This window comes from Microcoleus sp. S28C3 (assembly GCF_036700785.1).
GTDB lineage: Bacteria > Cyanobacteriota > Cyanobacteriia > Cyanobacteriales > Microcoleaceae > Microcoleus > Microcoleus asticus.
On record NZ_JAUBPO010000016.1, the window covers coordinates 51,812 to 72,933 of the forward strand.

The 21,122-nt window shown below is 47.5% G+C and carries 33 protein-coding genes; 30 read left to right on the forward strand and 3 right to left on the reverse strand.

The window, feature by feature from the left end; translation table 11 throughout:
* Positions 1-12 precede the first annotated feature (12 nt).
* The 6 genes from QUA13_RS07250 to QUA13_RS07275 all read left to right on the forward strand — a co-directional run bounded on the left by QUA13_RS07250 (position 13) and on the right by QUA13_RS07275 (position 4,706).
* Entirely contained in the window at positions 13-2,271 is a 2,259-nt protein-coding gene (locus tag QUA13_RS07250) for an ATP-binding protein (protein ID WP_333197702.1), read from the forward strand.
* A gap of 4 nt (positions 2,272-2,275) precedes the next feature.
* Positions 2,276-2,494 carry a hypothetical protein gene (locus QUA13_RS07255; protein WP_333197703.1) on the forward strand — a complete coding sequence of 73 codons (219 nt, stop codon included), beginning with the start codon at positions 2,276-2,278 and terminating at the stop codon, positions 2,492-2,494.
* On the forward strand, positions 2,491-2,673 hold the full coding sequence (locus QUA13_RS07260; protein WP_333197704.1) for a hypothetical protein: 183 nt from the start codon (positions 2,491-2,493) through the stop codon (positions 2,671-2,673). The genes QUA13_RS07255 and QUA13_RS07260 overlap by 4 nt, the downstream gene beginning before the upstream one ends.
* Positions 2,674-2,809: 136 nt before the next feature.
* Positions 2,810-3,532: an FAD-dependent thymidylate synthase gene (gene thyX / locus QUA13_RS07265; protein WP_333197705.1), complete on the forward strand. Its 723-nt coding sequence runs from the start codon at positions 2,810-2,812 to the stop codon at positions 3,530-3,532.
* A gap of 143 nt (positions 3,533-3,675) precedes the next feature.
* Complete coding sequence (gene dut, locus QUA13_RS07270; RefSeq protein ID WP_333185926.1) at positions 3,676-4,110, forward strand: dUTP diphosphatase; 435 nt, start codon at positions 3,676-3,678, stop codon at positions 4,108-4,110.
* Between the two features lie 38 nt (positions 4,111-4,148).
* On the forward strand, positions 4,149-4,706 hold the full coding sequence (locus tag QUA13_RS07275) for a dCMP deaminase family protein (protein WP_333197706.1): 558 nt from the start codon (positions 4,149-4,151) through the stop codon (positions 4,704-4,706).
* 241 nt (positions 4,707-4,947) lie between these two features.
* On the opposite strand, the gene QUA13_RS07280 is transcribed toward QUA13_RS07275, so the two are convergent.
* From QUA13_RS07280 to QUA13_RS07290, 3 genes are all read right to left on the reverse strand, one after another.
* Positions 4,948-5,433, reverse strand: coding sequence for a salt stress protein, Slr1339 family (locus tag QUA13_RS07280; RefSeq protein WP_333197707.1), 486 nt, complete (start codon positions 5,431-5,433; stop codon positions 4,948-4,950).
* A 72-nt stretch (positions 5,434-5,505) separates the two neighbouring features.
* On the reverse strand, positions 5,506-6,111 hold the full coding sequence (locus QUA13_RS07285; RefSeq protein WP_333197708.1) for a VWA domain-containing protein: 606 nt from the start codon (positions 6,109-6,111) through the stop codon (positions 5,506-5,508).
* A 119-nt stretch (positions 6,112-6,230) separates the two neighbouring features.
* Entirely contained in the window at positions 6,231-6,707 is a 477-nt protein-coding gene (locus tag QUA13_RS07290) for an NAD(P)H-quinone oxidoreductase subunit N (protein ID WP_333185937.1), read from the reverse strand.
* A gap of 435 nt (positions 6,708-7,142) precedes the next feature.
* Here QUA13_RS07290 and rplC point away from each other — a divergent pair, with 435 nt between their 5' ends.
* The 24 genes from rplC to rpsK all read left to right on the forward strand — a co-directional run bounded on the left by rplC (position 7,143) and on the right by rpsK (position 21,116).
* Entirely contained in the window at positions 7,143-7,778 is a 636-nt protein-coding gene (gene rplC / locus QUA13_RS07295; RefSeq protein WP_333197709.1) for a 50S ribosomal protein L3, read from the forward strand.
* Positions 7,779-7,968: 190 nt separating this feature from the next.
* A complete protein-coding gene (rplD, locus tag QUA13_RS07300; protein ID WP_172190394.1) occupies positions 7,969-8,601 on the forward strand; it encodes a 50S ribosomal protein L4 in 633 nt (210 codons plus the stop codon).
* Complete coding sequence (locus QUA13_RS07305; protein ID WP_172190395.1) at positions 8,594-8,902, forward strand: 50S ribosomal protein L23; 309 nt, start codon at positions 8,594-8,596, stop codon at positions 8,900-8,902. The genes rplD and QUA13_RS07305 overlap by 8 nt, the downstream gene beginning before the upstream one ends.
* Positions 8,903-9,077: 175 nt before the next feature.
* Positions 9,078-9,941, forward strand: coding sequence for a 50S ribosomal protein L2 (gene rplB, locus QUA13_RS07310; protein ID WP_172190396.1), 864 nt, complete (start codon positions 9,078-9,080; stop codon positions 9,939-9,941).
* A 113-nt stretch (positions 9,942-10,054) separates the two neighbouring features.
* Positions 10,055-10,336, forward strand: coding sequence for a 30S ribosomal protein S19 (gene rpsS, locus QUA13_RS07315; RefSeq protein WP_041623488.1), 282 nt, complete (start codon positions 10,055-10,057; stop codon positions 10,334-10,336).
* A 96-nt stretch (positions 10,337-10,432) separates the two neighbouring features.
* The gene (gene rplV / locus QUA13_RS07320) at positions 10,433-10,792 is read left to right on the forward strand and encodes a 50S ribosomal protein L22 (protein ID WP_172190397.1); all 360 of its coding nucleotides are present in this window, start codon (positions 10,433-10,435) and stop codon (positions 10,790-10,792) included.
* Positions 10,793-10,903: 111 nt separating this feature from the next.
* Positions 10,904-11,632, forward strand: coding sequence for a 30S ribosomal protein S3 (rpsC, locus tag QUA13_RS07325; protein ID WP_172190398.1), 729 nt, complete (start codon positions 10,904-10,906; stop codon positions 11,630-11,632).
* A gap of 114 nt (positions 11,633-11,746) precedes the next feature.
* Positions 11,747-12,166, forward strand: a complete 420-nt coding sequence (gene rplP, locus QUA13_RS07330) for a 50S ribosomal protein L16 (RefSeq protein WP_172190399.1) — start codon at positions 11,747-11,749, stop codon at positions 12,164-12,166.
* A gap of 157 nt (positions 12,167-12,323) precedes the next feature.
* On the forward strand, positions 12,324-12,605 hold the full coding sequence (rpmC, locus tag QUA13_RS07335) for a 50S ribosomal protein L29 (RefSeq protein WP_172190400.1): 282 nt from the start codon (positions 12,324-12,326) through the stop codon (positions 12,603-12,605).
* A 67-nt stretch (positions 12,606-12,672) separates the two neighbouring features.
* Positions 12,673-12,921, forward strand: coding sequence for a 30S ribosomal protein S17 (gene rpsQ, locus QUA13_RS07340; protein WP_015178711.1), 249 nt, complete (start codon positions 12,673-12,675; stop codon positions 12,919-12,921).
* A 127-nt stretch (positions 12,922-13,048) separates the two neighbouring features.
* Positions 13,049-13,417: a 50S ribosomal protein L14 gene (gene rplN, locus QUA13_RS07345; RefSeq protein WP_172190401.1), complete on the forward strand. Its 369-nt coding sequence runs from the start codon at positions 13,049-13,051 to the stop codon at positions 13,415-13,417.
* A 1-nt stretch (position 13,418) separates the two neighbouring features.
* Positions 13,419-13,781, forward strand: a complete 363-nt coding sequence (gene rplX, locus QUA13_RS07350) for a 50S ribosomal protein L24 (protein WP_216670624.1) — start codon at positions 13,419-13,421, stop codon at positions 13,779-13,781.
* 114 nt (positions 13,782-13,895) lie between these two features.
* Positions 13,896-14,441: a 50S ribosomal protein L5 gene (rplE, locus tag QUA13_RS07355; RefSeq protein WP_172190402.1), complete on the forward strand. Its 546-nt coding sequence runs from the start codon at positions 13,896-13,898 to the stop codon at positions 14,439-14,441.
* Positions 14,442-14,463: 22 nt separating this feature from the next.
* Positions 14,464-14,868, forward strand: coding sequence for a 30S ribosomal protein S8 (rpsH, locus tag QUA13_RS07360; RefSeq protein ID WP_006634988.1), 405 nt, complete (start codon positions 14,464-14,466; stop codon positions 14,866-14,868).
* A gap of 122 nt (positions 14,869-14,990) precedes the next feature.
* Positions 14,991-15,539 carry a 50S ribosomal protein L6 gene (gene rplF, locus QUA13_RS07365; RefSeq protein ID WP_172190403.1) on the forward strand — a complete coding sequence of 183 codons (549 nt, stop codon included), beginning with the start codon at positions 14,991-14,993 and terminating at the stop codon, positions 15,537-15,539.
* Positions 15,540-15,541: 2 nt separating this feature from the next.
* On the forward strand, positions 15,542-15,904 hold the full coding sequence (gene rplR, locus QUA13_RS07370) for a 50S ribosomal protein L18 (protein WP_333185947.1): 363 nt from the start codon (positions 15,542-15,544) through the stop codon (positions 15,902-15,904).
* A 128-nt stretch (positions 15,905-16,032) separates the two neighbouring features.
* Entirely contained in the window at positions 16,033-16,578 is a 546-nt protein-coding gene (gene rpsE, locus QUA13_RS07375; RefSeq protein ID WP_172190405.1) for a 30S ribosomal protein S5, read from the forward strand.
* A gap of 145 nt (positions 16,579-16,723) precedes the next feature.
* On the forward strand, positions 16,724-17,170 hold the full coding sequence (rplO, locus tag QUA13_RS07380; protein ID WP_006634984.1) for a 50S ribosomal protein L15: 447 nt from the start codon (positions 16,724-16,726) through the stop codon (positions 17,168-17,170).
* A gap of 102 nt (positions 17,171-17,272) precedes the next feature.
* Positions 17,273-18,577, forward strand: a complete 1,305-nt coding sequence (gene secY, locus QUA13_RS07385; protein WP_172190407.1) for a preprotein translocase subunit SecY — start codon at positions 17,273-17,275, stop codon at positions 18,575-18,577.
* A gap of 5 nt (positions 18,578-18,582) precedes the next feature.
* Entirely contained in the window at positions 18,583-19,164 is a 582-nt protein-coding gene (locus tag QUA13_RS07390) for an adenylate kinase (protein WP_333197710.1), read from the forward strand.
* 294 nt (positions 19,165-19,458) lie between these two features.
* Positions 19,459-19,683 (forward strand): translation initiation factor IF-1, encoded by a 225-nt coding sequence (gene infA / locus QUA13_RS07395; protein ID WP_006276978.1) that lies wholly within the window; start codon positions 19,459-19,461, stop codon positions 19,681-19,683.
* A 368-nt stretch (positions 19,684-20,051) separates the two neighbouring features.
* Positions 20,052-20,165, forward strand: coding sequence for a 50S ribosomal protein L36 (gene rpmJ, locus QUA13_RS07400; protein WP_015178722.1), 114 nt, complete (start codon positions 20,052-20,054; stop codon positions 20,163-20,165).
* 84 nt (positions 20,166-20,249) lie between these two features.
* A complete protein-coding gene (gene rpsM / locus QUA13_RS07405) occupies positions 20,250-20,633 on the forward strand; it encodes a 30S ribosomal protein S13 (RefSeq protein ID WP_006634981.1) in 384 nt (127 codons plus the stop codon).
* 84 nt (positions 20,634-20,717) lie between these two features.
* On the forward strand, positions 20,718-21,116 hold the full coding sequence (rpsK, locus tag QUA13_RS07410; RefSeq protein ID WP_006634980.1) for a 30S ribosomal protein S11: 399 nt from the start codon (positions 20,718-20,720) through the stop codon (positions 21,114-21,116).
* Positions 21,117-21,122: the final 6 nt, after the last annotated feature.

The window sequence follows — 21,122 nt, forward strand, 5'->3', positions numbered from 1 at the left end:
AACAATGCCAGTATGCCAGATGAATCATCGCCTCCTTCCTTCCCGAAGCTCTTTAAAGTGCCATTACAGGCGATTCTAATTGTCCCATTTGTTGTTCAAACGGTGGGCGCAGTGGGTATTATCGGTTATCTTTCCTTCAGGAACGGACAGAAGGCAGTGAACGATGTAGCAGCTCAGTTGCGCCACGAAACGAGCGATCGCATCGCGCAAAATCTAACTCACTTGGTTGCCACTCCTTTTCAAGCGTTTGAAAGTTATGAAGCTGCACGAAGCCAAAACCGGATCGACCTTAATAACGGAAGGGATATAGAGAAGTTCCTGTGGCGACAACTTCCTGCTTTTAGGAATCTCAGCCTGACAGCGTTCATTACAACCAACCAAGAGTTTTTTGGTGCTGAGCGGCAAGATGATGGTGCGATCGTGATCCGCACTTCTGAAGTAGAAAGTAACCGTGCGCTGATAACCTACCGTACTAACTCAAGCGGCGATCGACTCGAAGTCATAAGCGCTGGCGAGCCGAACTTTGAGCCACACCAACGGCCTTACTACAAAATTCCAGTCCAGCAGAGGGAAGCAACCTGGGGAAAAGTGTTTCGGCACGTCAGTGGCAAAACGATGTATATTGCCCCAGGCAAACCCATATACAACCAGGCAGGTGAGCTGCAAGGCGTGTGGATGGCGAGCTTAAACTTGTCAATGATTGGGGATTTTCTCAGAAGCCTCAAAATAGGAACAACCGGACAAAGTTTTATTCTGGAACGATCTGGAGAAATGATTGCCACCTCTACAGGCGAAAAACCGTTCCGATATTATCCAGACAAAGTTGTGCAACTTCCAGAACAGCGGGTTGAACGACTCAATGCGATCGATAGCGAAAATTCCACCACTCAGAAAACAAGCCAATTTTTGCTAGAGAAGTTTCAAGATTTTGACCAGATCCAGGGATTTCAGCAGCTTGAGTTTTCCATTAACGGTACACGCCAGTTCGTGCAAGTTGCTCCTTTTCGGGATGGCAGGGGCATTGACTGGCTGGTGGTTGTCACCGTTCCAGAATCAGACTTTATGGCACAAATTAATGCCAATACTCAAAGTACGATTTTGTTAAGTCTACTGGCGCTAGCTATCTCTCTGGGAATTGGCATACTCACCACTCGCTGGATTACTCAACCGATTTTGCAGCTCAATCAAGCATCTTCGGCAATGGCTGCCGGAACTCTGAGCCAAGCGGTGACAGAATCATCTGTGTATGAGTTGCAACAACTCACGCAGTCGTTTAACCGTATGGCTCAACAGTTACAGGAATCATTTAACACGCTGGAACAAGCCAATGAACAATTAGAGCATCGAGTCGAAGAACGCACGGCTGAGCTAAAAGCGACAAAGGATGAAGTTGAAACTGCCCTCAGAGAACTACAACTGGCCCAGACTCAACTGATTCAAAGCGAGAAAATGTCGAGTTTGGGGTTGCTAGTTGCCGGAGTTGCCCATGAAATTAATAACCCAGTGAATTTTATCTATGGCAATCTCAGTCATGCCGATGAATACACTCAAGAACTCTTAAAACTCGTGCAAGCCTACCAGACTCATTACCCCGAACCTCCACCAGCGATCGCACAGCAGTCAAAGGCGATGGATTTAGATTTTATGGTTAACGATCTATCTAAGCTGATCGAATCAATGAAAGAGGGGGCGCGACGAATTCAAGAAATTGTCTTAGCATTACGAACATTTTCTCGGCTGGATGAAGCAGAAGTTAAATCAATCAATATCCATGATGGCATTGATAGCACGCTGGTTATTCTGGGCAACCGTCTGAAGCCCAAGCCGAATCATCCAGGAATAGAAATCCTGCGAAACTATGGTTCTCTTCCCCTGGTGGAGTGCTATCCGGGACCGCTCAATCAGGTTTTTATGAACATCTTATCTAACGCCATTGACGCCATTGAAATCGCGTTTAAGCAGGGAAAACAAATGACTCCCGCAATCTCCATTCATACGGCCCTCATCGACGAGAGTCGGGCCCAGATCCGAATTGGGGACAACGGCAGCGGCATTCCAGAAGCTATCAAACAGCAAATCTTTGACCCCTTCTTTACAACCAAGCCGGTGGGAAGTGGCACTGGCATGGGGCTTGCAATGAGTTATCAGATCGTCACCGATCGGCATCAGGGCACTTTAAGTTGCAGCTCACACTCTGGAGAAGGCACGGAATTTGTAATTCAAATTCCGCTCAAACAGAATTTGAGAGATGAGGAGCTATCTAGAGAGTGAGCAGTTGTCATTGGCCCGTGCGATCGCCGCATCACACGGCACTGAAGTCGATGAAACAAGCTACAAAGGAGTGGTTCACAACAGGAAGATGAGCATCATTAAAGGTTCTTTATTCCTTGGCTGTATTCTATCCGAGCTCTCGAAGTGTTCCGCCAGATCGCCCCTTCAAACTATCCAAACTATTGATATAGTAGTACGCGGTGCAAAAAACGGTAAACCATGACTGCCACAAATCTCATCAATAAATTTGAGTACAAACCCCTATACAAACCAAATCAATTAATTTGCGGAACGGGGCAAACAGCCATTGTCAGCGGCTGGACGGTAAAAAGTGCGATCCTCTTCGAGGGCTGCGCTAACGGCCAACATTTACAACCTCAAGAATATGCTGCGATCGGGTAACTTTACTAGGACTCAGGTTTTAGCGTAGCTGTGAACGAATTATTAGCTTGAAAAACTTGCCAAGAATGCCATCTTATGAAATAATTTAAAATGTTAAATTTTTCAACTATAGCGAGCTTCAAAAATAAAAATATATATGGATAGATTTCGAGTAGAAGTTATTTCTCAAACACCAAATCCTCAGCAAGTAATTTACGCAGCCCTCCATCAAGACTATACTGAGAATTTCGTGTTTGACGATCGCGATTCCTGGCCCTCAGACGCAGAATGTGGCGAAATTATCATCAAAAGGCTCCTCGCAGGCGATCGGGGGCATTACGGCCCCTTAGAACATCCCCAAATTATTTTTAATTGCGGCTACTTTCCCCACAGTGTCATGCAGCAGGCGAGAACTCATCGTGTAGGAGTATCATTCGATGTGCAATCTCTCCGCTATACAGGAAATCAATTTCTTGATGCAGCAATCGGCAAAAAAGATATAGAAGATATTTTTTACCTGCGTCCAGTAGATTATTATACAGACCGCGAAGGCAAAAAATACTACTATTCTCCCGAACAAAGACAAAAAGATTTAGAGTGGTGTCTAGAAGCCGCTAAACGTTATAAAATTGACTTCGACGGCGGTATGTCCGAGGAACACGCCAGAGGCAAATTACCCTTTGACTACCGTCAGCATTTTGTAGTCAGTTTCAATTTAAGGTCTTTCCTGCATTTTTCTGACTTGAGAAATAAGAAAAATGCTCAACTAGAAATTCAAAAACTCTGCGAAATGATGTGGCCTCATTTTGAGAATTGGGCACCGGACATTGCCAATTGGTACACAACTACTCGTCTGGGAAAAGCAAGGCTAGCGCCGTAATATACAGCGTACTCCAGGTTTATGAAGTGTAGTAGGGACACCGCACCGTGCCTTGTCCCTACGGGGATTGAGCGATATGGGGTATACTTCATAAACGTGGAATCTGCTGTAGCCGAAGGTAGAAGGTAGAAGGAAGAAACAAAATGAAACTAAAAATTCTGCAACTGCATGAATTAGCGATAATCCCGCAGTATGCCCATGATACTGATGCTGGACTGGACTTGTTTTCTATAGATGAATTAGAAATTACTCCGGGAAAAAGCCAGTTAATTAATACAGGCATATCCATAGAATTACCCCAAAAAACAGAGGCTCAAATTCGTCCCAGAAGCGGTTTAGCTCTCAAGCACCAAATCACTGTACTCAATGCACCAGGAACAATAGATGAGGGCTATCGAGGCGAAATCAAAGTAATCTTAATCAATCACGGTCAAACTTCTTTTCAAGTGACAAAAGGCATGAAAATTGCTCAAATGGTAATCGCGCCGGTAATTCACGTGGAAATTGAAGAAGTAAAAATGTTAAGTACCAGCTCTAGGGGAGATAATGGATTTGGCTCGACTGGAATCTCGCCATAAATCAATTGTCTCAATACAGTTATAATTCTACATTTTAAATGGACAATACACCAGACAACTACGAACCCCTTCAAAGACCAAACTGGGACGAATACTTTTTAATGTTGGCAAAATTAGCCGCAACTCGATCGACTTGTCTGGCATTTCCCGTAGGTGCGGTAATAGTTAAAGATAGGCAAATTTTAGCCACTGGTTATAACGGTTCGCCGTCAGGTTCGGCACACTGTACTACTCAAGGCTTCTGCTATCCTGGTTTAAGCAGTTGCGATGCCAGCAAAATTTTGCCTTCGCGGGCGGTTCACGCAGAAGCAAATGCGATCGCCAAAGCTGCTAAACACGGTATATCTACTGCTGGGGCTAGTATTTACGTCACTTTAGAACCCTGCATCTATTGTTTGAAATTAGTCATTGCGGCTGGAATTCGAGAAGTGTTTTACGAAACGACTTTTAACAGCGGAGAAAAAGCTGCTTTGAGAGATACTTTTATCAGTGAAGGTATTGTTGAGTTAAAACAAATTCAGCTATCTGAAGATACAGCAAAAAAGGCGGCTTTGTTTTTGTTGAATCCTACATCTGTGTCCAAAAATTTAGTATAGGAGCAATCCTCCCCGTGGTTGTGGCAGCCACAGGAAATAACTGTGCTGTGTTCCTATAAATGATATTTATTTGCTAGCCATTTGTAGGGATAAGGCAGTGCCGTATCCTAAATCCCGCGTGATACAAATGATATTTATTTTACGCTTTGTAAAGACACAGCACTGCCGTGTCCTTACAACAAATAGAGAGGGCAATTAACCAAAAAACCTTTTCACAAATTGTGAATACCGTGTAGTTGACTCAATCAAACTCATTCACAGCTTGCAAATAGTCGATCGCTGCATCTATCCTCGAAGAATACTTAAAAGCAAACTGATCGAACCAATATCCCTCATCGGAATTCTTATCCAACTTTTTCAGCCAAACCTGAGCTTGCCTAACTTTCTGTCTGTGCGTTTGTACTTCCAACTGCGGGCCCGCGACTTTTTCTGCTGGCCGCGGTTCAAGTGAAGCCACTTCCTGAGCTTTATTTTGTGCTTCGTGCTCAGCCTTAAGCGGTTCCTGTAAAGCTGCTTCCTGAGCTTTATTTTGCACTTCGTACTCAGCCTTAATTTGAGCCAAATCCCGATCCAAAGGACTAGCATACAAATTTATATCTGATGTTTTAAATGTTGGATTTGACGGCGCTTGTGCTTGCACCGACGCCTGACTTTTCAACTCAGCAATTTTTTGAGATGCTTGATACTCTGCCTTAAGTTCACCTAACAGGCGATCGATCGATTCCATAACTTAAACCCCCTAAAAAATGCTGCTGGGCCAACTGGCCCCAATATAATCACGGAAACTTCGCCCGCCTCCTCAATCAGTTATTGCATTCAGCAATACCTCCGTCAGGGTCATTCCTTCAATATCATCCATCGTGACAGTATCAACGATATCGAATTTAGCCCCAGCGCTTTGCAGTTCGTCATCTAATATCTTGAGAAACTTAGTCGCTTCCGGCGCATTCCCTACTTGAATGAAAGAAATCGCCAACTCTTCATCTCGATCGAGCTTCCGCGAAGCCTCTATAATCGTTTTCATCACTTCTTTGCGATCGTCCGGTTCCCCGTCCGTCACCACTAATATTGTTTCCCCATTTTGCTTGGTCTTACCGGATGCTTTGCGCTGAAAATAACTGCTCAGGGCGTCTTGCAGAACAGCAGCTAAATTCGTAGTTCCCGAAGGTTCGTTTTCTTGGAAAATTTGCACGACTTTAGCTGATGTTACGTTGTCATAGCGCTTGAAGCGACCGGAAAACAAATAAACTGTTAGCCCGTCCGGGTCGAGTTCTTCGCATTTATTCGCTAATGCGATCGTCGATTCTTGCATGAGCGCCCACCGACTTTTACCGCCCGTCTGGTCTTTCGTGTACATACTGCCGCTTTTGTCAATGATGAGTGTATAATCGCGGTTCTGAAGCATAAGATTTTTCCAGTTAATTAAGTTTTTTCCCAAAAAAATTAAAACCAGCGAGCAGAAGCTGTTGAGCTTTAGTTGCTCGCTGCATTTTTTAGGTGATTTGCGATCGAAAATAGCCGAATTTAAGCTGCAACTAAAGCATCTTTAAGTGGCTTCCAGCTAAAAGCTCGATCGCCACCCATCTCCACTGCTATTTTAACTCGCGGTTCTAAGGTCGGCAAAACAGTCAAATACTCAATCTCCTGACTAGACAAAATTTGCCCTTCAATAATCCACAGCACCAGTCCTTTTGCTTTCGGCGGCAAATTGTCTAATTGAGTTTGCAAAATCGGCGGCAGGTAGTATGTATAACCCACAGCCGCTTCGTTGCCAGTAGTTTTCTTGCCCAAATGCGGCGGCCGCACCCCGTGAACCCCCGTCAAATACATCGCCAAATCTCCCAAACCCCGCGCCGTAATCGTGTGCGCACCGTAGCCCGCAGCTCTCAGCCGCCGCAGGTAGCGCCCCTCAAATCCTCCCTCTAAAGGAACGTACAGGGCCAGCGACCCCGACTTTTCCAAATCCCGAATCAGATCAGATCCCGTCGTAATCAGTCCCATAAATTTGTGTTTCCTGCTGTATCAAAATTTGGTCGATCGCTGCTTGCGAGCTTAAAATATTATAAATCCTAAAGTTGAGGCGAAAAATTCTCATCGCGGCCTTGACAAACGGCAAACACTTCATGTACTATTGTGAATTGTCGTCGCCGTAAAGGATACTGAGTATATTTATGCTCAAGTCCTGGCGCAAACAAGCAAGACCGAAAAAACAACTCGGAGATTTAGCAGGTAAAAAGCCGCAGATCTAAACTCTTGCAAGACTTCCACAAGCTCGCTCCCAAATTTAAAACTCCAATTTTAAACACCGAGGAAGGCTGTTGGTTGATAACAGTTAATTGCAGGAACACTGAAATAAATGTTTCTGCACAAGAGCAAGCGGATTGACGTAAACTTCGCAATCCGAAACCTCTTGCGTACATAAAAGGAAAAAAATCCGTGTCTGTAGGCATTCTTGGCACTAAACTAGGCATGACTCAAGTGTTTGACGACCAAGGGAGAGCAATCCCTGTCACCGTCATACAAGCAGGGCCTTGTACAGTAACGCAAATTAAAACGAAACAAACTGACGGCTACAGTGCCGTTCAAGTTGGATACAGCGAAGTCAAGCCAAAGGCTCTCAACAAGCCAGAATTGGGACACCTTGGCAAGTCAGGGGCAAATCCATTGCGCCACTTGCAGGAATACCGCTTGCAAGATACCAGTTCATTTGAATTAGGTCAACAACTAAAAGCAGATACCTTTACACCGGGACAAATAGTAGATGTCATCGGTACAAGCATCGGTAAAGGTTTTGCAGGTTTTCAAAAGCGCCACAACTTTAAACGAGGCCCCATGTCTCACGGTTCCAAGAACCACCGCGAGCCTGGATCGATCGGACCTGGAACTACTCCCGGTCGCGTTTATCCCGGGAAAAGAATGGCAGGACGTATGGGCAACGTTCAAGTCACCGTCCGCAAACTAACAATTATCCGGGTGGATGCAGAGCAGAATTTGCTGCTAATTAAGGGAGCAGTTCCCGGCAAAGCTGGTGCCTTAGTCAATGTTGTGCCTGAGAAAAAAGTAGGACGTTAGTCAGTAGTCAGTAGTCAGTAGTCAGCAGTCAGTAGATAGTGGTTGGCCGTTAGTAGCAAGCAATAACTAAGAACTAAAAGCTGAAAACTAAGACCTGAAAACTAAGACCTGAGAACAGACAACAGACAACAGACAACAGACAGCAGACAACTAACAGCAGACAACTAACAACAGACAAAGGACAAAAGATATGGTTAACTGTGTAGTGCGAAATTGGCAAGGCGAAGAAGTTGGGGAAACAACTTTAGAACTGCGCGTAGCCAAAGAAGAAAATGCGTCTCACATCGTTCACAGAGCATTGACGCGGCAACTGAATAACGCCCGTCAAGGAAATGCTTGCACCAAAACTCGATCGGAAGTCAGAGGCGGCGGCCGCAAACCTTGGCGTCAAAAAGGCACCGGCCGAGCCAGAGCAGGTTCTATCCGTTCTCCGCTGTGGCGGGGCGGCGGTGTCATCTTCGGGCCAAAACCGAGAGACTTTGAAGTCAAAATGAACAAAAAGGAACGCCGTCTCGCTTTGCGGACAGCATTCCAAAGTCGCACCGAAGACATCATTGTGGTTGAAGAATTTGCAGAGCAATTTCCGAGACCGAAAAGCAAAGAATTGCTGAGTGCGATCGCTCGCTGGGGCATCGAACCCGATACAAAAGTTCTGTTAATCTTGCCAGAACCGCAACTAAACGTCTACTTATCAGGACGCAACATCGAATTAGTAAACGTCATCTTGGCAACTTCCCTGAATGTTTACGACGTTCTCGCGGCTGACAAAATTATCGTCACATCTACAGCCATAGCTAAAATTCAGGAGATTTACGGTGAGTAAAATCGACCCCCGCGACTACGCAGATTTGATCCAGCGTCCGATTCTCACCGAGAAAGCTACCCGAATGATGGAATTAAATCAATTCACATTCGACGTAGCCCCCAAAGCGACCAAGCCTCAAATCAAAGCTGCAATCGAAGAACTGTTTAAGGTTAAAGTCACCGCAGTTAACACCCAAAACCCGCCGCGCAAAAAGCGTCGAGTTGGCAAATTCGTCGGCTTTAAACCTTGTTACAAGCGAGCAACCGTAACTCTGACGGACGGAGACTCGATCCGCAAACTCCTATTCCCAGAAGTCTAGACGATTTTGGATTTTAGATTTTAGATTTTAGATTTTAAATTGCGGTTAACTGGTGGAAATTCTCGAACCAGAAAACTCGTAAGTTAACCAAAGATCGCCAATCTTCAACCTAAAATCTAAAATCGATAAACGTCAAATCCAAAATCCAAAATCCAAAATCTAAAATAGATCGATTATGGGCATCCGTTCTTACCGACCTTATACCTCCAGCACCCGGGAACAGACCGTCTCGGACTTCGCTGAAATTACCAGATCAGAGCCTGAAAAGTCTCTAACCAGCAACAAGCACACCAAACAAGGCCGCAACAACCGAGGCGTCATTACCTGCCGCCACCGGGGAGGCGGTCACAAACGGCTGTATAGAGACATCGACTTCCGCCGCGACAAACACAGCATTCCAGCTACCGTCAAGGCGATCGAATACGACCCCAATCGCAACGCCCGCATCGCCCTCCTGTTCTACAAAGACGGCGAAAAACGGTACATCCTGCACCCGCTCAACTTAAACGTCGGTACAGTAATTGTCTCAGGCCCAGACGCGCCGATCGAAATCGGTAACGCCCTTCCCCTGAAGAACATTCCCCTCGGTACCAGCATCCACAACGTCGAGCTAGTACCCGGAAAAGGCGGACAAATCGTTCGTTCCGCCGGCTCCAGCGCTCAGCTAATGGCAAAAGAAGGTACCTACGTCACCCTCAAACTGCCATCAGGCGAACAGCGCAAAGTCCGCGCCGACTGCTACGCCACCATCGGTCAAGTCGGCAACACAGACGCCAGAAACATCAGCCTCGGCAAAGCAGGTCGCACCCGCTGGAAAGGTCGCAGACCCACCGTTCGCGGTAGCGTCATGAACCCGGTAGACCACCCGCACGGCGGTGGCGAAGGCAGGGCTCCCATCGGACGTCCGGGACCTGTCACTCCTTGGGGCAAACCAGCACTGGGTGCCAAAACCCGACGCAAAAACAAACGCAGCGACGCTTTAATCGTCCGACGCCGCCGCAAATCTTCCAAACGCGGCAAGGGCGGCAGACAAAGTTAGTCATCACTCAGCAGTCTTCAGTCCTTAGTTGTTAACTGCTAACTAATGACTGAGGACTGATGACCGATGACTGCTGAACCCTGATTAATGACTCCTGAATTACTAAAAAAATCATGTCTCGATCGCTAAAAAAAGGCCCGTTTGTCGCAGATCATCTGATGACAAAAATCGAAAAGCTCAACGCCGCAGGCCAAAAACAAGTAATTAAAACTTGGTCGCGCTCTTCCACAATCTTGCCCCAAATGGTAGGTCACACGATCGCCGTTCATAACGGCAGACAGCACGTACCCGTCTACCTCACAGACCAAATGGTAGGTCACAAACTAGGAGAATTTTCCCCCACTCGTACCTTTAGAGGTCACGCGAAAAGTGGTGATAAAAAGGCAAAAAGATAGCCTAATTAGGTGACAGGTAATAGGTAGTAGGAAAAAAAATTACCAATTACCAATTACCTTTTCCCCAATTACCAATTACCAATTACCCAAATCGAAATGGCTATAGATACCACATCCGAAATTAAGGCGATCGCCCGTTACATCCGGACATCCCCCTTCAAAGTGCGCCGAGTCCTCGACCAAATTCGCGGCAAAAGCTACCAAGAAGCGCTGATTTTACTCGAATTCATGCCCTACCGCGCCTGCGAACCAATCGTCAAAGTTTTGCGATCGGCAGTAGCAAACGCCGAACACAACGCAGGATTGGATAAAGCCAAGCTCGTAGTTTCTCAAGCTTACGCAGACCAAGGCCCAGTCCTCAAACGATTCAGACCCCGCGCTCAAGGTCGCGCCTACCAAATCCGCAAGCCAACTTGTCATATTACCGTAGTAGTGGCTCCGCTCGTAGAAAACTAACCAGCGAAAACGTAATAGGTAATAAACAGCTTTAAGTTGAAAAAACAGGTAATCACCAATTACCAATTACCAGTTACCAATTACCAGTTACCAACTAACTCATCAACTTTTATGGGCCAAAAAATACATCCAATTGGTTTCCGCCTCGGCATTACCCAAGAGCACCGCTCTCGCTGGTTTGCTGACGCCAGAAACTATCCAGAACTCTTGCAAGAAGACTACAAAATTCGCAAGTACGTCCGCAAAACCCTCAGCAATGCTGGCATTTCCTCAGTCAGAATTGAGCGGAAAGCCGATCAAATCGACCTCGAAGTATTCACAGCTAGACCCGGCGTTGTCGTCGGCCGCGGCGGAGCAGGCATCGAAACTTTGCGCGTCGGTTTGCAGCAGCAACTCGGTAGCAACCGCCAAATCCGCATTAACGTCGTAGAAGTCCAGCGAGTAGATGCCGATGCCACACTGATCGCAGAATACATCGCTCAGCAACTAGAACGGCGCGTATCCTTCCGCCGAGTAGTCCGCCAAGCAATCACCCGCGCCCAAAAAGTAGGCATCCAAGGCATCAAAATTCAAGTCAGCGGACGCCTCAACGGCGCAGAAATCGCACGTACCGAATGGACGCGCGAAGGAAGAGTCCCCTTGCACACGCTGCGGGCAGACATCGACTACTCCTACTGCACTGCTCAAACCATCTACGGTATTCTGGGCATTAAAGTTTGGGTTTTTAAAGGCGAAATTATTCCCGGACAGGAACAAGAGGCTGCACCAAATGCAGCAGTGCCCCGCACCAAACAAAAGCGCCGCCGCCAAAATTTTGAAGATCGATCGAACGAAGGCTAACTAATTGTTAACTGTTAGTTGTCACTTGTTAACTGTCAGTTGTTCTAAACCAATTAGCAATTAGCAATCACCAATTACCAATTACCAATTACCAATTACCCAACTCCCAAAGCCATGTTAAGCCCTAAAAGAACCAAATTCCGCAAACAACAGCGCGGGCGAATGAGCGGTGTTTCCACCCGTGGCAACACAGTTAGCTTTGGCGAATTCGCGCTCCAAGCCATCGAACCCGCCTGGATAACTTCCCGCCAAATAGAAGCCGGACGGCGCGCCATGACCCGCTATATCCGCCGGGGCGGCAAAATCTGGATTCGCATTTTTCCCGACAAACCAGTCACCCAGCGCGCAGCAGAAACCCGGATGGGTTCTGGTAAAGGTAATCCTGAGTTTTGGGTTGCCGTAGTCAAGCCAGGCCGGGTAATGTTTGAAATTGGTGGAGTAAATGAAGAAACTGCGCGCGAAGCAATGCGTTTGGCATCTTTCAAATTACCAATTAAAACCAAGTTCATCACTCGCGAAGAAGGCCAGTCATAGCGATAATCGAAGGTAGAAGTAGGTCGGCATTGGTCAAAATTTTAAACGGCTACAGCAATTTAAAATCGGTCATTCATAACTTTTCTTTCCTTCGACATTCAGCATCTAGACAATTCTGTCTTCAAAAGACCGATCGCTAACGAGAAAGCACACAATTATGTCTTTGCCCAAGATTAAAGAAGCTAGAGATTTAAGCGATGCCGCACTAGCAGAGCAAATTTTAGCCGCCAAGCGCCAACTAATGGAATTGCGGCTCCAGCAAGCTACCGGCCGCATGGAAAAGCCTCACCTGTTCAAGCACGCCAAGCACCGCGTCGCTCAATTGATGACAGTTGAACGCGAGCGCCAAATCGCTGCTGATGCAGAAGCGGCAGAAAAATTAGTCGCAGCTAAAGATGCCGCAGATTCGGCTCCAAGCGCAGAAGTCAGCCAAGAGTAAGCAGCAGCCTAGCCTCGGCTCGCACAGTAGCTAAAAAAACTCAATTGCAGAACAACAATAGGTAGGTATGGCAATTAAAGAACGAGTTGGCGTAGTAGTCAGCGACAAGATGGATAAAACCGTCGTGGTAGCAATCGAAAACCGCTCCTCCCACACCAAATACGGCAAAATCGTAGTCCGCACCAAGCGGTACAAAGCTCACGACGAAGAAAACCAGTGCAAATCGGGCGATCGCGTCCGCATCACTGAAACTCGCCCTTTGAGCAAAACCAAACGCTGGACGGTTGCTGAGATTTTCGGTGCAAAAAATGGCTAACAGTTAATTCTTAATTGCTTTGAAGCGTGCGATCGTCAAATCAATCGATCGACCCTGTGATTAACCATCAATTAGCAATTAGCAGTTATCAGTTAGCAAGCATCAAATTACCTTTTCCCCAATCACCATGATTCAACCCCAGACATACCTCAATGTCGCCGACAATAGCGGAGCCCGCAAACTGATGTGCATCCGCGTATTGGGAGGCGGCAACCGCCGCTACGGCGGAGTCGGCGATGTCATCATTGCCGTCGTCAAAGACGCCATCCCCAATATGGCCGTCAAAAAATCAGATGTCGTCCGGGCTGTCATTGTCAGAACCCGCAAAGGCCTGCGCCGCGACAGCGGCATGAGCATTCGTTTTGACGATAACGCCGCCGTTATTATCAACGTAGACGGCAACCCCAGAGGCACTCGGGTTTTCGGTCCCGTAGCCCGCGAACTGCGCGACAAAAACTTTACTAAAATCGTTTCCTTAGCCCCGGAGGTACTTTAAAATGTACGGAAAAAAGGGTAAACCAACTAGCGAACTGCAGCGCTACAGAATGCACGTCAAAGCAGGCGACACCGTGCAAATAATTACTGGCAAAGAGAAAGGAAAAGTCGGAGAAATCTTAAAGACATATCCTAAAGTCAGCAAAGTAATTGTTAAAGGTGTAAATATCAGAACCAAGCACGTCAAGCCCCAGCAAGAGGGAGAATCAGGCAAAATAGTCACGTTTGAGGCTCCCATTCACAGCTCAAATGTCATGCACTATTCCGAAAAAGAGAAAATAGCGAGCCGCGTTTGCTATACATTTAGCGAAGATGGCCGGAAACTGCGACAGCTCAAAAAAACCGGAGAAATCCTCGATAATTAGTCATTAGTCATTAGTGATTAGCTGACAACTAACAACTGACAACTGACAACTGACAACTGACAATCGACAAATTCCCTGACCAAGCCCAGGGACAGTTAACGAAACACAAAAACTATGCCGGACAAACTCAAGGTTCTTTATCAAGGAAAAATCGTTCCCACACTGATGGATCAGTTTAAATATACTAATATCCATCAGGTTCCCAAACTCGTCAAAGTCACCGTGAACCGCGGTTTGGGAGAAGCATCTCAAAACGCTAAGGCACTGGATTCGTCGATCAGCGAAATTGGCATCATCACCGGGCAAAAACCGGTGGTGACGCGGGCGAAAAAAGCGATTGCAGGCTTCAAAATCCGCAAAGGAGTACCCGTCGGCGTTATGGTGACGCTGCGCGGCGATCGGATGTACGATTTTCTCGATCGGCTGATCAACCTCGCACTCCCCCGAATCCGCGACTTCCGCGGCATCAGCCCCAAAAGCTTTGACGGGCGCGGCAACTACAGCTTGGGTCTGAGAGAACAGCTAATTTTTCCAGAAATAGAATATGACCGCATCGATCAAATTCGAGGCATGGACATTTCAATAATCACCACAGCAAACACCGACGAAGAAGGACGCGCCTTGCTTAAAGAAATGGGAATGCCGTTCCGGGACAACTAAGCACTAGAGTAAGAAGCAAAAGATGGCAGCTAACGATACCATAGCAGATATGTTGACGCGCATTCGCAATTCTTGCATGGCGCGCCACCAAACAACGCAAATTCCAGCTACAAAAATGACCCGCAGCATCGCCCAAGTCCTCAAAAGTGAAGGCTTTATCGGCGAATTTGAAGAAGCAGAAGCAGAAGGGATCAACCGACATTTAGTGCTTTCTCTAAAGTACAAAGGTAAAACTCGCAAGCCCATTATCACGGCACTTAAGCGAGTTAGCAAACCAGGACTGCGCGTTTACTCGAACCGTAAAGAATTGCCCAGAGTGTTAGGCGGAATTGGCATAGCCATTATTTCCACCTCCAGTGGCATTATGACGGATAGAGAAGCTCGACGCCAAGGTTTGGGCGGCGAAGTGCTTTGTTATGTTTGGTAGTCATTAGTCATTAGTCATTAGTCGCTGGTCGTTGGCAACAGACTCCAAAATCAATCACTAAGGACTAATAACTAAAGACTAATAATCAAGGACTAATAACTAAAAACAAAGGACAAAAAACTATGTCGCGAATTGGCAAGCGTCCGATTAGCATTCCCAATAAAGTCACCATCACCCTAGACGGTCAAAAAGTAGCCGTCAAAGGTCCTAAAGGTGAACTTTCTCGAGTTATCCCAGCCGAAATCCTCATGGGACTCGAAGGCGAGACTTTACTCGTTACCCGCCGAGACGAATCTCGCGTCGCCAGACAACTGCACGGCTTGTGCCGCACCCTAGTCGCCAATATGGTCGAAGGTGTATCCCAAGGTTTTCAGCGGCGCCTGGAAATTATCGGCACAGGTTATCGGGCACAGGTTCAAGGACGGAACCTGATTTTAAACGTCGGTTACAGCAAACCCGTTGAAATGCCCCCTCCAGAAGGCATCACAATGGCAGTTGAAGGTAACACCAACGTCATTGTCTCCGGTATTGACAAAGAACTCGTAGGCAATACAGCAGCCCGCATCCGCGCGGTGCGTCCGCCCGAAGTCTATAAAGGCAAAGGCATTCGCTACAGCGGCGAAGTCGTCCGGCGCAAAGCTGGTAAAACAGGCAAAACAGGTAAGAAGTAACAATGAAGCTTACTCGCAAAGAATCAGTCCAGCGCAGACACCGCCGGGTGCGCCGCAAGGTGTTCGGCACCTCCGAACGTCCCAGACTAGCGGTATTTCGATCGGATCAGCACATCTACGCCCAAGTAATCGACGACACCGCACAGCACACTTTGGCTGCTGCGTCAACCCTAGATCCCGAATTGAAGTCAAATCTCAGTTCTGGTGCCAACTGCTCCGCGAGCGTGCAAGTCGGTCAGTTGATTGCCAAACGCTGTTCCAGCGCTGGCATAGTCAAAGTAGTATTCGATCGCGGAGGCAACCTCTATCACGGTCGCGTCAAAGCCCTCGCAGAGGCAGCTCGCGAAGCCGGGTTAGACTTTTAGGAAGAAGGAAGAAGTCCGATGGAAGTCGGAAGAAGGAAGAAGGAATCAATAAAATTCTTAATTCCTCATCGTTAATTCCTCATTCCCGACTACCAGTTACTAATCCTCAATTCCCACAAGACAAAACTATGGCAGAACAAAAAGAACAGCGCAACAAGAAAAAAAGCAGCGGCAACAAAACGCGCGAAAAAGAATCCGAATGGCAAGAACGGGTCGTTCAGATCCGCCGCGTTACTAAAGTAGTCAAAGGCGGTAAAAAACTCAGCTTCCGCGCCATAGTCATTATCGGCAACGAACGCGGTCAAGTTGGAGTGGGAGTCGGCAAAGCTAGCGACGTAATCGGTGCCGTTAAAAAAGGCGTCGCTGACGGCAAAAAGCACCTAATTGAAGTCCCCCTCACCAAAGCTAACTCCATCCCTCACCCCATAAACGGTGACGGTGGCGGAGCAAAAGTCATGATGCGTCCGGCCGCTCCGGGAACCGGGGTAATTGCAGGGGGAGCCGTGCGAACTGTTCTCGAACTAGCAGGAGTCCGCAACATCTTGGCAAAACAGCTAGGTTCTGGAAATCCTTTAAACAACGCCCGAGCAGCAGTCAACGCCCTCTCCACCCTCCGCACATTGTCCGAAGTTGCTCAAGAACGCGGAATTCCAGTAGAAAACCTCTACGGTTAGGGCATAGAGAATGGGAAACTGTAAGTTTTGAGTGTTAAGTGCTTGCGTTGAGAATAAAAAAATCCGCAACTCAAAACTCACGCACTCAAAACTACTGAGCACCCGCTCTCTAAATACCAATTACCAATTACCAATTACTAAAACTATGAGATTGCAAGACGCCCGACCCAAAGCAGGCTCCCAAAAGCGCCCCCGACGCTTGGGCAGAGGTATTTCTGCCGGTCAAGGCGCGAGCTCCGGCAAAGGGATGCGCGGTCAAAAATCTAGAGCCGGTAGCGGCACTAGACCCGGTTTTGAAGGTGGTCAAAATCCCCTTTACCGCCGTCTGCCTAAGCTGAAAAGCTTCCCTTTAGTGAACCGCAAAGAGTACACTACCATTAATGTAAGTAAATTAGCATCGCTGCCAGCAAACACAGAAGTTACTCTCACCTCTTTGATCCAAGCAAAAATTGTCACCACAGACGACGGCCCGCTGAAAATCTTAGGAGATGGCGAACTGAATGTGCCTTTGCAAGTGCGGGCCTCGGCTTTTACTGCAGGTGCTCGCACCAAAATTGAAGCCGCCGGCGGAAGTTGCGAATTAGTTGCGTAAAGATTTGAGGTTTGAGAGTCTGTCCAAATCTCAAATCCTCAAGCTTGCTATCAGAAAATGATTTAGTCGAAAATCCCAAATCTAAAATCCAAAATCGTAACTATGGACGTTAGTAGAGAAAAAGCGCCAACTGCACAAGAGACGTTCATGCAGATGGCTCAAGCTGCTGGTTTACGAGGCCGCATCCTCGTAACCATTGGCTTACTGATTTTAGTACGCCTGGGTGTTCACTTGCCAGTCCCCGGCATCGATCGAGTCGCCTTTGCCCAAAACGTCCAAAATAGCCCTTTAATTGGCTTTTTGGATTTGTTCTCAGGAGGTGGCTTGTCAGCTTTGGGGATTTTCGCGCTGGGGATTTTGCCCTACATTAATGCTTCAATTATCGTGCAACTTCTAACTGCGGCTCTGCCAAGTTTAGAAGACTTGCAGAAAAATGAAGGGGAAGCCGGGCGGCGCAAGATTTCTCAAATTACTCGCTACGTTTCTTTGGGCTGGGCAATTTTGCAAAGCGTTGGCATTGCGATTTGGGTCAGCCCTTTTGCTCAAGCTCCGGCGCCTTTATTCATAGCACAAACTGCTTTGGCCCTGACGGCCGGCTCAATGTTTGTGATGTGGATATCGGAAGTGGTGACGGAGCGAGGTATCGGGAACGGAGCGTCGCTGCTGATTTTTATCAACATTGTGTCGGTTTTGCCGCGTTCTTTGGGACAAACTTTTGAATTGGCTCAAAGTGGGGACACGCAAGTTGTCGGCCGCGTAGTCGTTCTGCTGCTGGTCTTTTTGGTGACGATTGTTGGTATTGTTTTTGTTCAGGAAGGTACTCGCCGCATTCCGATTATTTCGGCCCGGCGCCAAGTCGGCCGCAAAGTTTATCGGGAGAGCCGGAGCTATCTGCCCCTGCGCTTGAATCAAGGCGGAGTGATGCCGATTATTTTTGCATCTTCGGTTTTGATTGTGCCTTCTTTCCTCGCTCAGTCTCTCAATAACCCATTTCTGGTTCAAGTTGCTAATGTTTTGAGTCCGAACGGGCCTGCGCCTTGGGCTTACGCGCTGTTTTATCTGACTTTGATTCTGTTCTTCAGCTATTTCTACGCTTCGTTGATTGTCAACCCCGTAGATATGTCTCAGAACTTGAAGAAAATGGGCGCCAGCATTCCTGGAATTCGTCCGGGCCAGAAAACCAGCGATTATGTGGAGAAGGTTTTGAACCGTTTGACTTTCTTGGGAGCGATATTTCTCGGTCTGGTGGCCATTGTACCAACTGCTGTAGAAAGCGCGATCGGAGTGCAAACTTTTAGAGGTTTTGGCGCAACTTCCCTACTGATTTTAGTAGGTGTCGCGATCGAAACTGCTAAGCAAATTCAAACTTACGTCATCTCCCAACGATATGAAGGAATGGTGAAGTAATCGCAATGCACTTGATTTTTATGGGGCCTCCAGGGGCAGGAAAGGGAACTCAGGCTCAGCTTTTAGCAGCTCTCTGGAAAATACCCCACATTTCTACCGGTGACATCCTACGCGCCTGCGTAGTTGCCAAAACGGAGTTGGGTCAAAAGGCACAATCCTACATGGATCGGGGAGAGTTAGTTCCTGACGAGTTATTGATGGATATCGTGCAAGAACGTATGAATCAGTCTGATGCTCGTGCTGGCTGGATCCTTGACGGCTTTCCCCGCACAGTCGCGCAGGCAGCTTTTTTTGACAAACTGCTATGCGAGGTTGGGGGTGGGGGAAGTTCGTCTGGAAAGGACTGCGATCTCAGAGCTGTCAATTTGGACGTTCCTGACAATATTTTGGTGGCTCGCCTGTTGTCGCGGGGTCGCCAAGATGACAATGAGGAAACGATCCGCCGCCGGTTGCAAGTTTATCGCGAGCAAACTGAACCTTTGATTGAGTTTTACAGAAACCGCGAACAGTTAGTTGCGGTTGATGGCGATCGAGCGATGGAATCAGTCACAGCACAACTGCAACAAGCTCTCTCGGGCGACTCTTGAACCGTCTCAATACAGCTTGTTACTCACAAGCTTTTGCTAAGATATGTTAACTAGGAGCTTTTTGTGCTATCAGGTTTTGTGAGGGTTGCTAGTTCCGGGATTGAACTCGATACTAATTGCCACAACTTTACTCAAGTAAAGCTAAAGCAAGCGGTTTGTTGAGTCAAGAAATCGATCGAGTCGCCCGAATTTTTGCCCCCCCGTTCCCGTTTGACCCTTACCAGTCAATAGGTTTTGAGGTAAACGCCGGGATACTCCTAGTTAATCAAATGTAGAGTTGAGGTAAATACCAAATTGTCTAAGCAAGATTTAATTGAAATGGAAGGGACGGTGACGGAATCCCTGCCCAATGCGATGTTTCGCGTTGACCTAGATAATGGGTTTAACGTGCTGGCTCACATTTCCGGCAAGATCCGCCGCAACTACATCAAAATTCTGCCTGGCGATCGCGTCAAAGTCGAATTGACTCCCTACGACTTGACCAAAGGTCGGATTACTTATCGCCTTCGGAAAAAATAGGCTTAGATAAAACTTTCTAAAAACTAATTCTAAGTTTAATTAGAGAGAATTTGGTAAAAAGCGCCAAATTTATGCTATAATGCTACGTTTGTAGTGTTGCCGAGAAGGGCGTCAACAACCCACCGGTGTACCGGGTTAAGTCATTGCTACGCCGTAAAAGTATTGCTCGCCAACACTCTGGCGCAGGCGAACTTTACCCCAGCAATGGGAGTGGGTGCAAGCGGGCTCCTTCATGAAACAACCCGCACTTTATACAATTTAATCGAGGAGAGGCCTACACCTTGCCCAGCCTCTCCTCCCACCGCTCTACGGGCAGTCCCAGCGTGCCTGCTCTCCGGTAGAGCGGGGTTCTCCAGGCAGGAAGAAAGATGAAAGTTCGAGCATCTGTCAAAAAAATTTGTGAAAAATGTCGCGTCATCCGCCGTCGCGGTCGAGTGATGGTGATATGCACTAACCCGAAACACAAACAGCGCCAAGGTTAGAAAAAAAAGAAGATTGGGCACTGCACGCAGGTGCATCCTAATTGAACATTGTAGCCAAACAGGAAAACTAGGGAGACAAAAAGTGTGGCACGGATTGCCGGGGTAGACCTTCCACGCGATAAGCGCGTCGAAATAGGTCTGACATACATTTACGGAATAGGCTTGTCGCGGGCCCAAAAAATTATTGCTGCAACAGGCGTAAATCCTGACACTCGCGTCAAGGATTTAACAGAGGCCGACGTGACAGCTCTGCGGGCTCATGTAGAAACAACATACCAAATCGAAGGAGACCTCCGGCGCTGGGAGTCAATGAACATCAAGCGCCTGATGGACATCGGAACTTATCGCGGTCGGCGTCACCGTTTGGGTCTGCCGGTGCGGGGACAACGAACCCGTACCAACGCCAGAACCCGTCGCGGCGTCCGCCGAACAGTTGCGGGCAAGAAAAAGGCACCTTCCAAGAAGTAACATCTTTTTTGGAAAAATACGCTGGGGGCTGCTGGCTCCTAGCGCTTCGGAACATTAGTTGAGAGAAACGTTAAAGAGACTAATATGGCGCGACAACAAACAGGCAAGAAATCTGGTGCAAAAAAGCAGAAACGGAATGTACCCAATGGGGTAGGCTACATCCAGTCTACCTTTAACAACACGATTGTCACTATTACCGACCTCAACGGCGAAGTAATATCCTGGGCATCAGCAGGTTCCAGCGGTTTTAAAGGAGCTAAGAAGGGGACTCCCTTTGCAGCTCAAACAGCAGCAGAAAGTGCTGCCCGCAGAGCCAACGACCAAGGAATGCGCCAAATAGAAGTAATGGTGAGCGGGCCCGGAGCAGGTCGAGAAACTGCCATTCGGGCGCTGCAAGGGGCGGGACTGGAAATCACCCTGATTAGAGATGTTACCCCAATTCCTCACAACGGCTGTCGCCCTCCCAAGCGACGTAGAGTCTAAAACGAT

What these genes read in the sequence shown, in the direction of transcription:
- rpmC (WP_172190400.1), top strand. Translation starts at nt 12,324, where the DNA reads ATGTCTTTGCCCAAGATTAAAGAAGCTAGAGATTTAAGCGATGCCGCA.
- rplO (WP_006634984.1), top strand. Translation starts at nt 16,724, where the DNA reads ATGAGATTGCAAGACGCCCGACCCAAAGCAGGCTCCCAAAAGCGCCCC.
- rpsQ (WP_015178711.1), top strand. Translation starts at nt 12,673, where the DNA reads ATGGCAATTAAAGAACGAGTTGGCGTAGTAGTCAGCGACAAGATGGAT.
- rplN (WP_172190401.1), top strand. Translation starts at nt 13,049, where the DNA reads ATGATTCAACCCCAGACATACCTCAATGTCGCCGACAATAGCGGAGCC.
- rplR (WP_333185947.1), top strand. Translation starts at nt 15,542, where the DNA reads ATGAAGCTTACTCGCAAAGAATCAGTCCAGCGCAGACACCGCCGGGTG.
- rplP (WP_172190399.1), top strand. Translation starts at nt 11,747, where the DNA reads ATGTTAAGCCCTAAAAGAACCAAATTCCGCAAACAACAGCGCGGGCGA.
- rplB (WP_172190396.1), top strand. Translation starts at nt 9,078, where the DNA reads ATGGGCATCCGTTCTTACCGACCTTATACCTCCAGCACCCGGGAACAG.
- thyX (WP_333197705.1), top strand. Translation starts at nt 2,810, where the DNA reads ATGGATAGATTTCGAGTAGAAGTTATTTCTCAAACACCAAATCCTCAG.
- rplD (WP_172190394.1), top strand. Translation starts at nt 7,969, where the DNA reads ATGGTTAACTGTGTAGTGCGAAATTGGCAAGGCGAAGAAGTTGGGGAA.
- QUA13_RS07275 (WP_333197706.1), top strand. Translation starts at nt 4,149, where the DNA reads ATGGACAATACACCAGACAACTACGAACCCCTTCAAAGACCAAACTGG.
- rpsS (WP_041623488.1), top strand. Translation starts at nt 10,055, where the DNA reads ATGTCTCGATCGCTAAAAAAAGGCCCGTTTGTCGCAGATCATCTGATG.
- QUA13_RS07290 (WP_333185937.1), bottom strand. Translation starts at nt 6,707, where the DNA reads ATGGGACTGATTACGACGGGATCTGATCTGATTCGGGATTTGGAAAAG.
- rplV (WP_172190397.1), top strand. Translation starts at nt 10,433, where the DNA reads ATGGCTATAGATACCACATCCGAAATTAAGGCGATCGCCCGTTACATC.
- rpsE (WP_172190405.1), top strand. Translation starts at nt 16,033, where the DNA reads ATGGCAGAACAAAAAGAACAGCGCAACAAGAAAAAAAGCAGCGGCAAC.
- rpsK (WP_006634980.1), top strand. Translation starts at nt 20,718, where the DNA reads ATGGCGCGACAACAAACAGGCAAGAAATCTGGTGCAAAAAAGCAGAAA.
- rpmJ (WP_015178722.1), top strand. Translation starts at nt 20,052, where the DNA reads ATGAAAGTTCGAGCATCTGTCAAAAAAATTTGTGAAAAATGTCGCGTC.
- rpsH (WP_006634988.1), top strand. Translation starts at nt 14,464, where the DNA reads ATGGCAGCTAACGATACCATAGCAGATATGTTGACGCGCATTCGCAAT.
- rplF (WP_172190403.1), top strand. Translation starts at nt 14,991, where the DNA reads ATGTCGCGAATTGGCAAGCGTCCGATTAGCATTCCCAATAAAGTCACC.
- dut (WP_333185926.1), top strand. Translation starts at nt 3,676, where the DNA reads ATGAAACTAAAAATTCTGCAACTGCATGAATTAGCGATAATCCCGCAG.
- rplX (WP_216670624.1), top strand. Translation starts at nt 13,419, where the DNA reads ATGTACGGAAAAAAGGGTAAACCAACTAGCGAACTGCAGCGCTACAGA.
- QUA13_RS07390 (WP_333197710.1), top strand. Translation starts at nt 18,583, where the DNA reads ATGCACTTGATTTTTATGGGGCCTCCAGGGGCAGGAAAGGGAACTCAG.
- QUA13_RS07250 (WP_333197702.1), top strand. Translation starts at nt 13, where the DNA reads ATGCCAGATGAATCATCGCCTCCTTCCTTCCCGAAGCTCTTTAAAGTG.
- QUA13_RS07280 (WP_333197707.1), bottom strand. Translation starts at nt 5,433, where the DNA reads ATGGAATCGATCGATCGCCTGTTAGGTGAACTTAAGGCAGAGTATCAA.
- rplE (WP_172190402.1), top strand. Translation starts at nt 13,896, where the DNA reads ATGCCGGACAAACTCAAGGTTCTTTATCAAGGAAAAATCGTTCCCACA.
- QUA13_RS07285 (WP_333197708.1), bottom strand. Translation starts at nt 6,111, where the DNA reads ATGCTTCAGAACCGCGATTATACACTCATCATTGACAAAAGCGGCAGT.
- QUA13_RS07260 (WP_333197704.1), top strand. Translation starts at nt 2,491, where the DNA reads ATGACTGCCACAAATCTCATCAATAAATTTGAGTACAAACCCCTATAC.
- secY (WP_172190407.1), top strand. Translation starts at nt 17,273, where the DNA reads ATGGACGTTAGTAGAGAAAAAGCGCCAACTGCACAAGAGACGTTCATG.
- rpsC (WP_172190398.1), top strand. Translation starts at nt 10,904, where the DNA reads ATGGGCCAAAAAATACATCCAATTGGTTTCCGCCTCGGCATTACCCAA.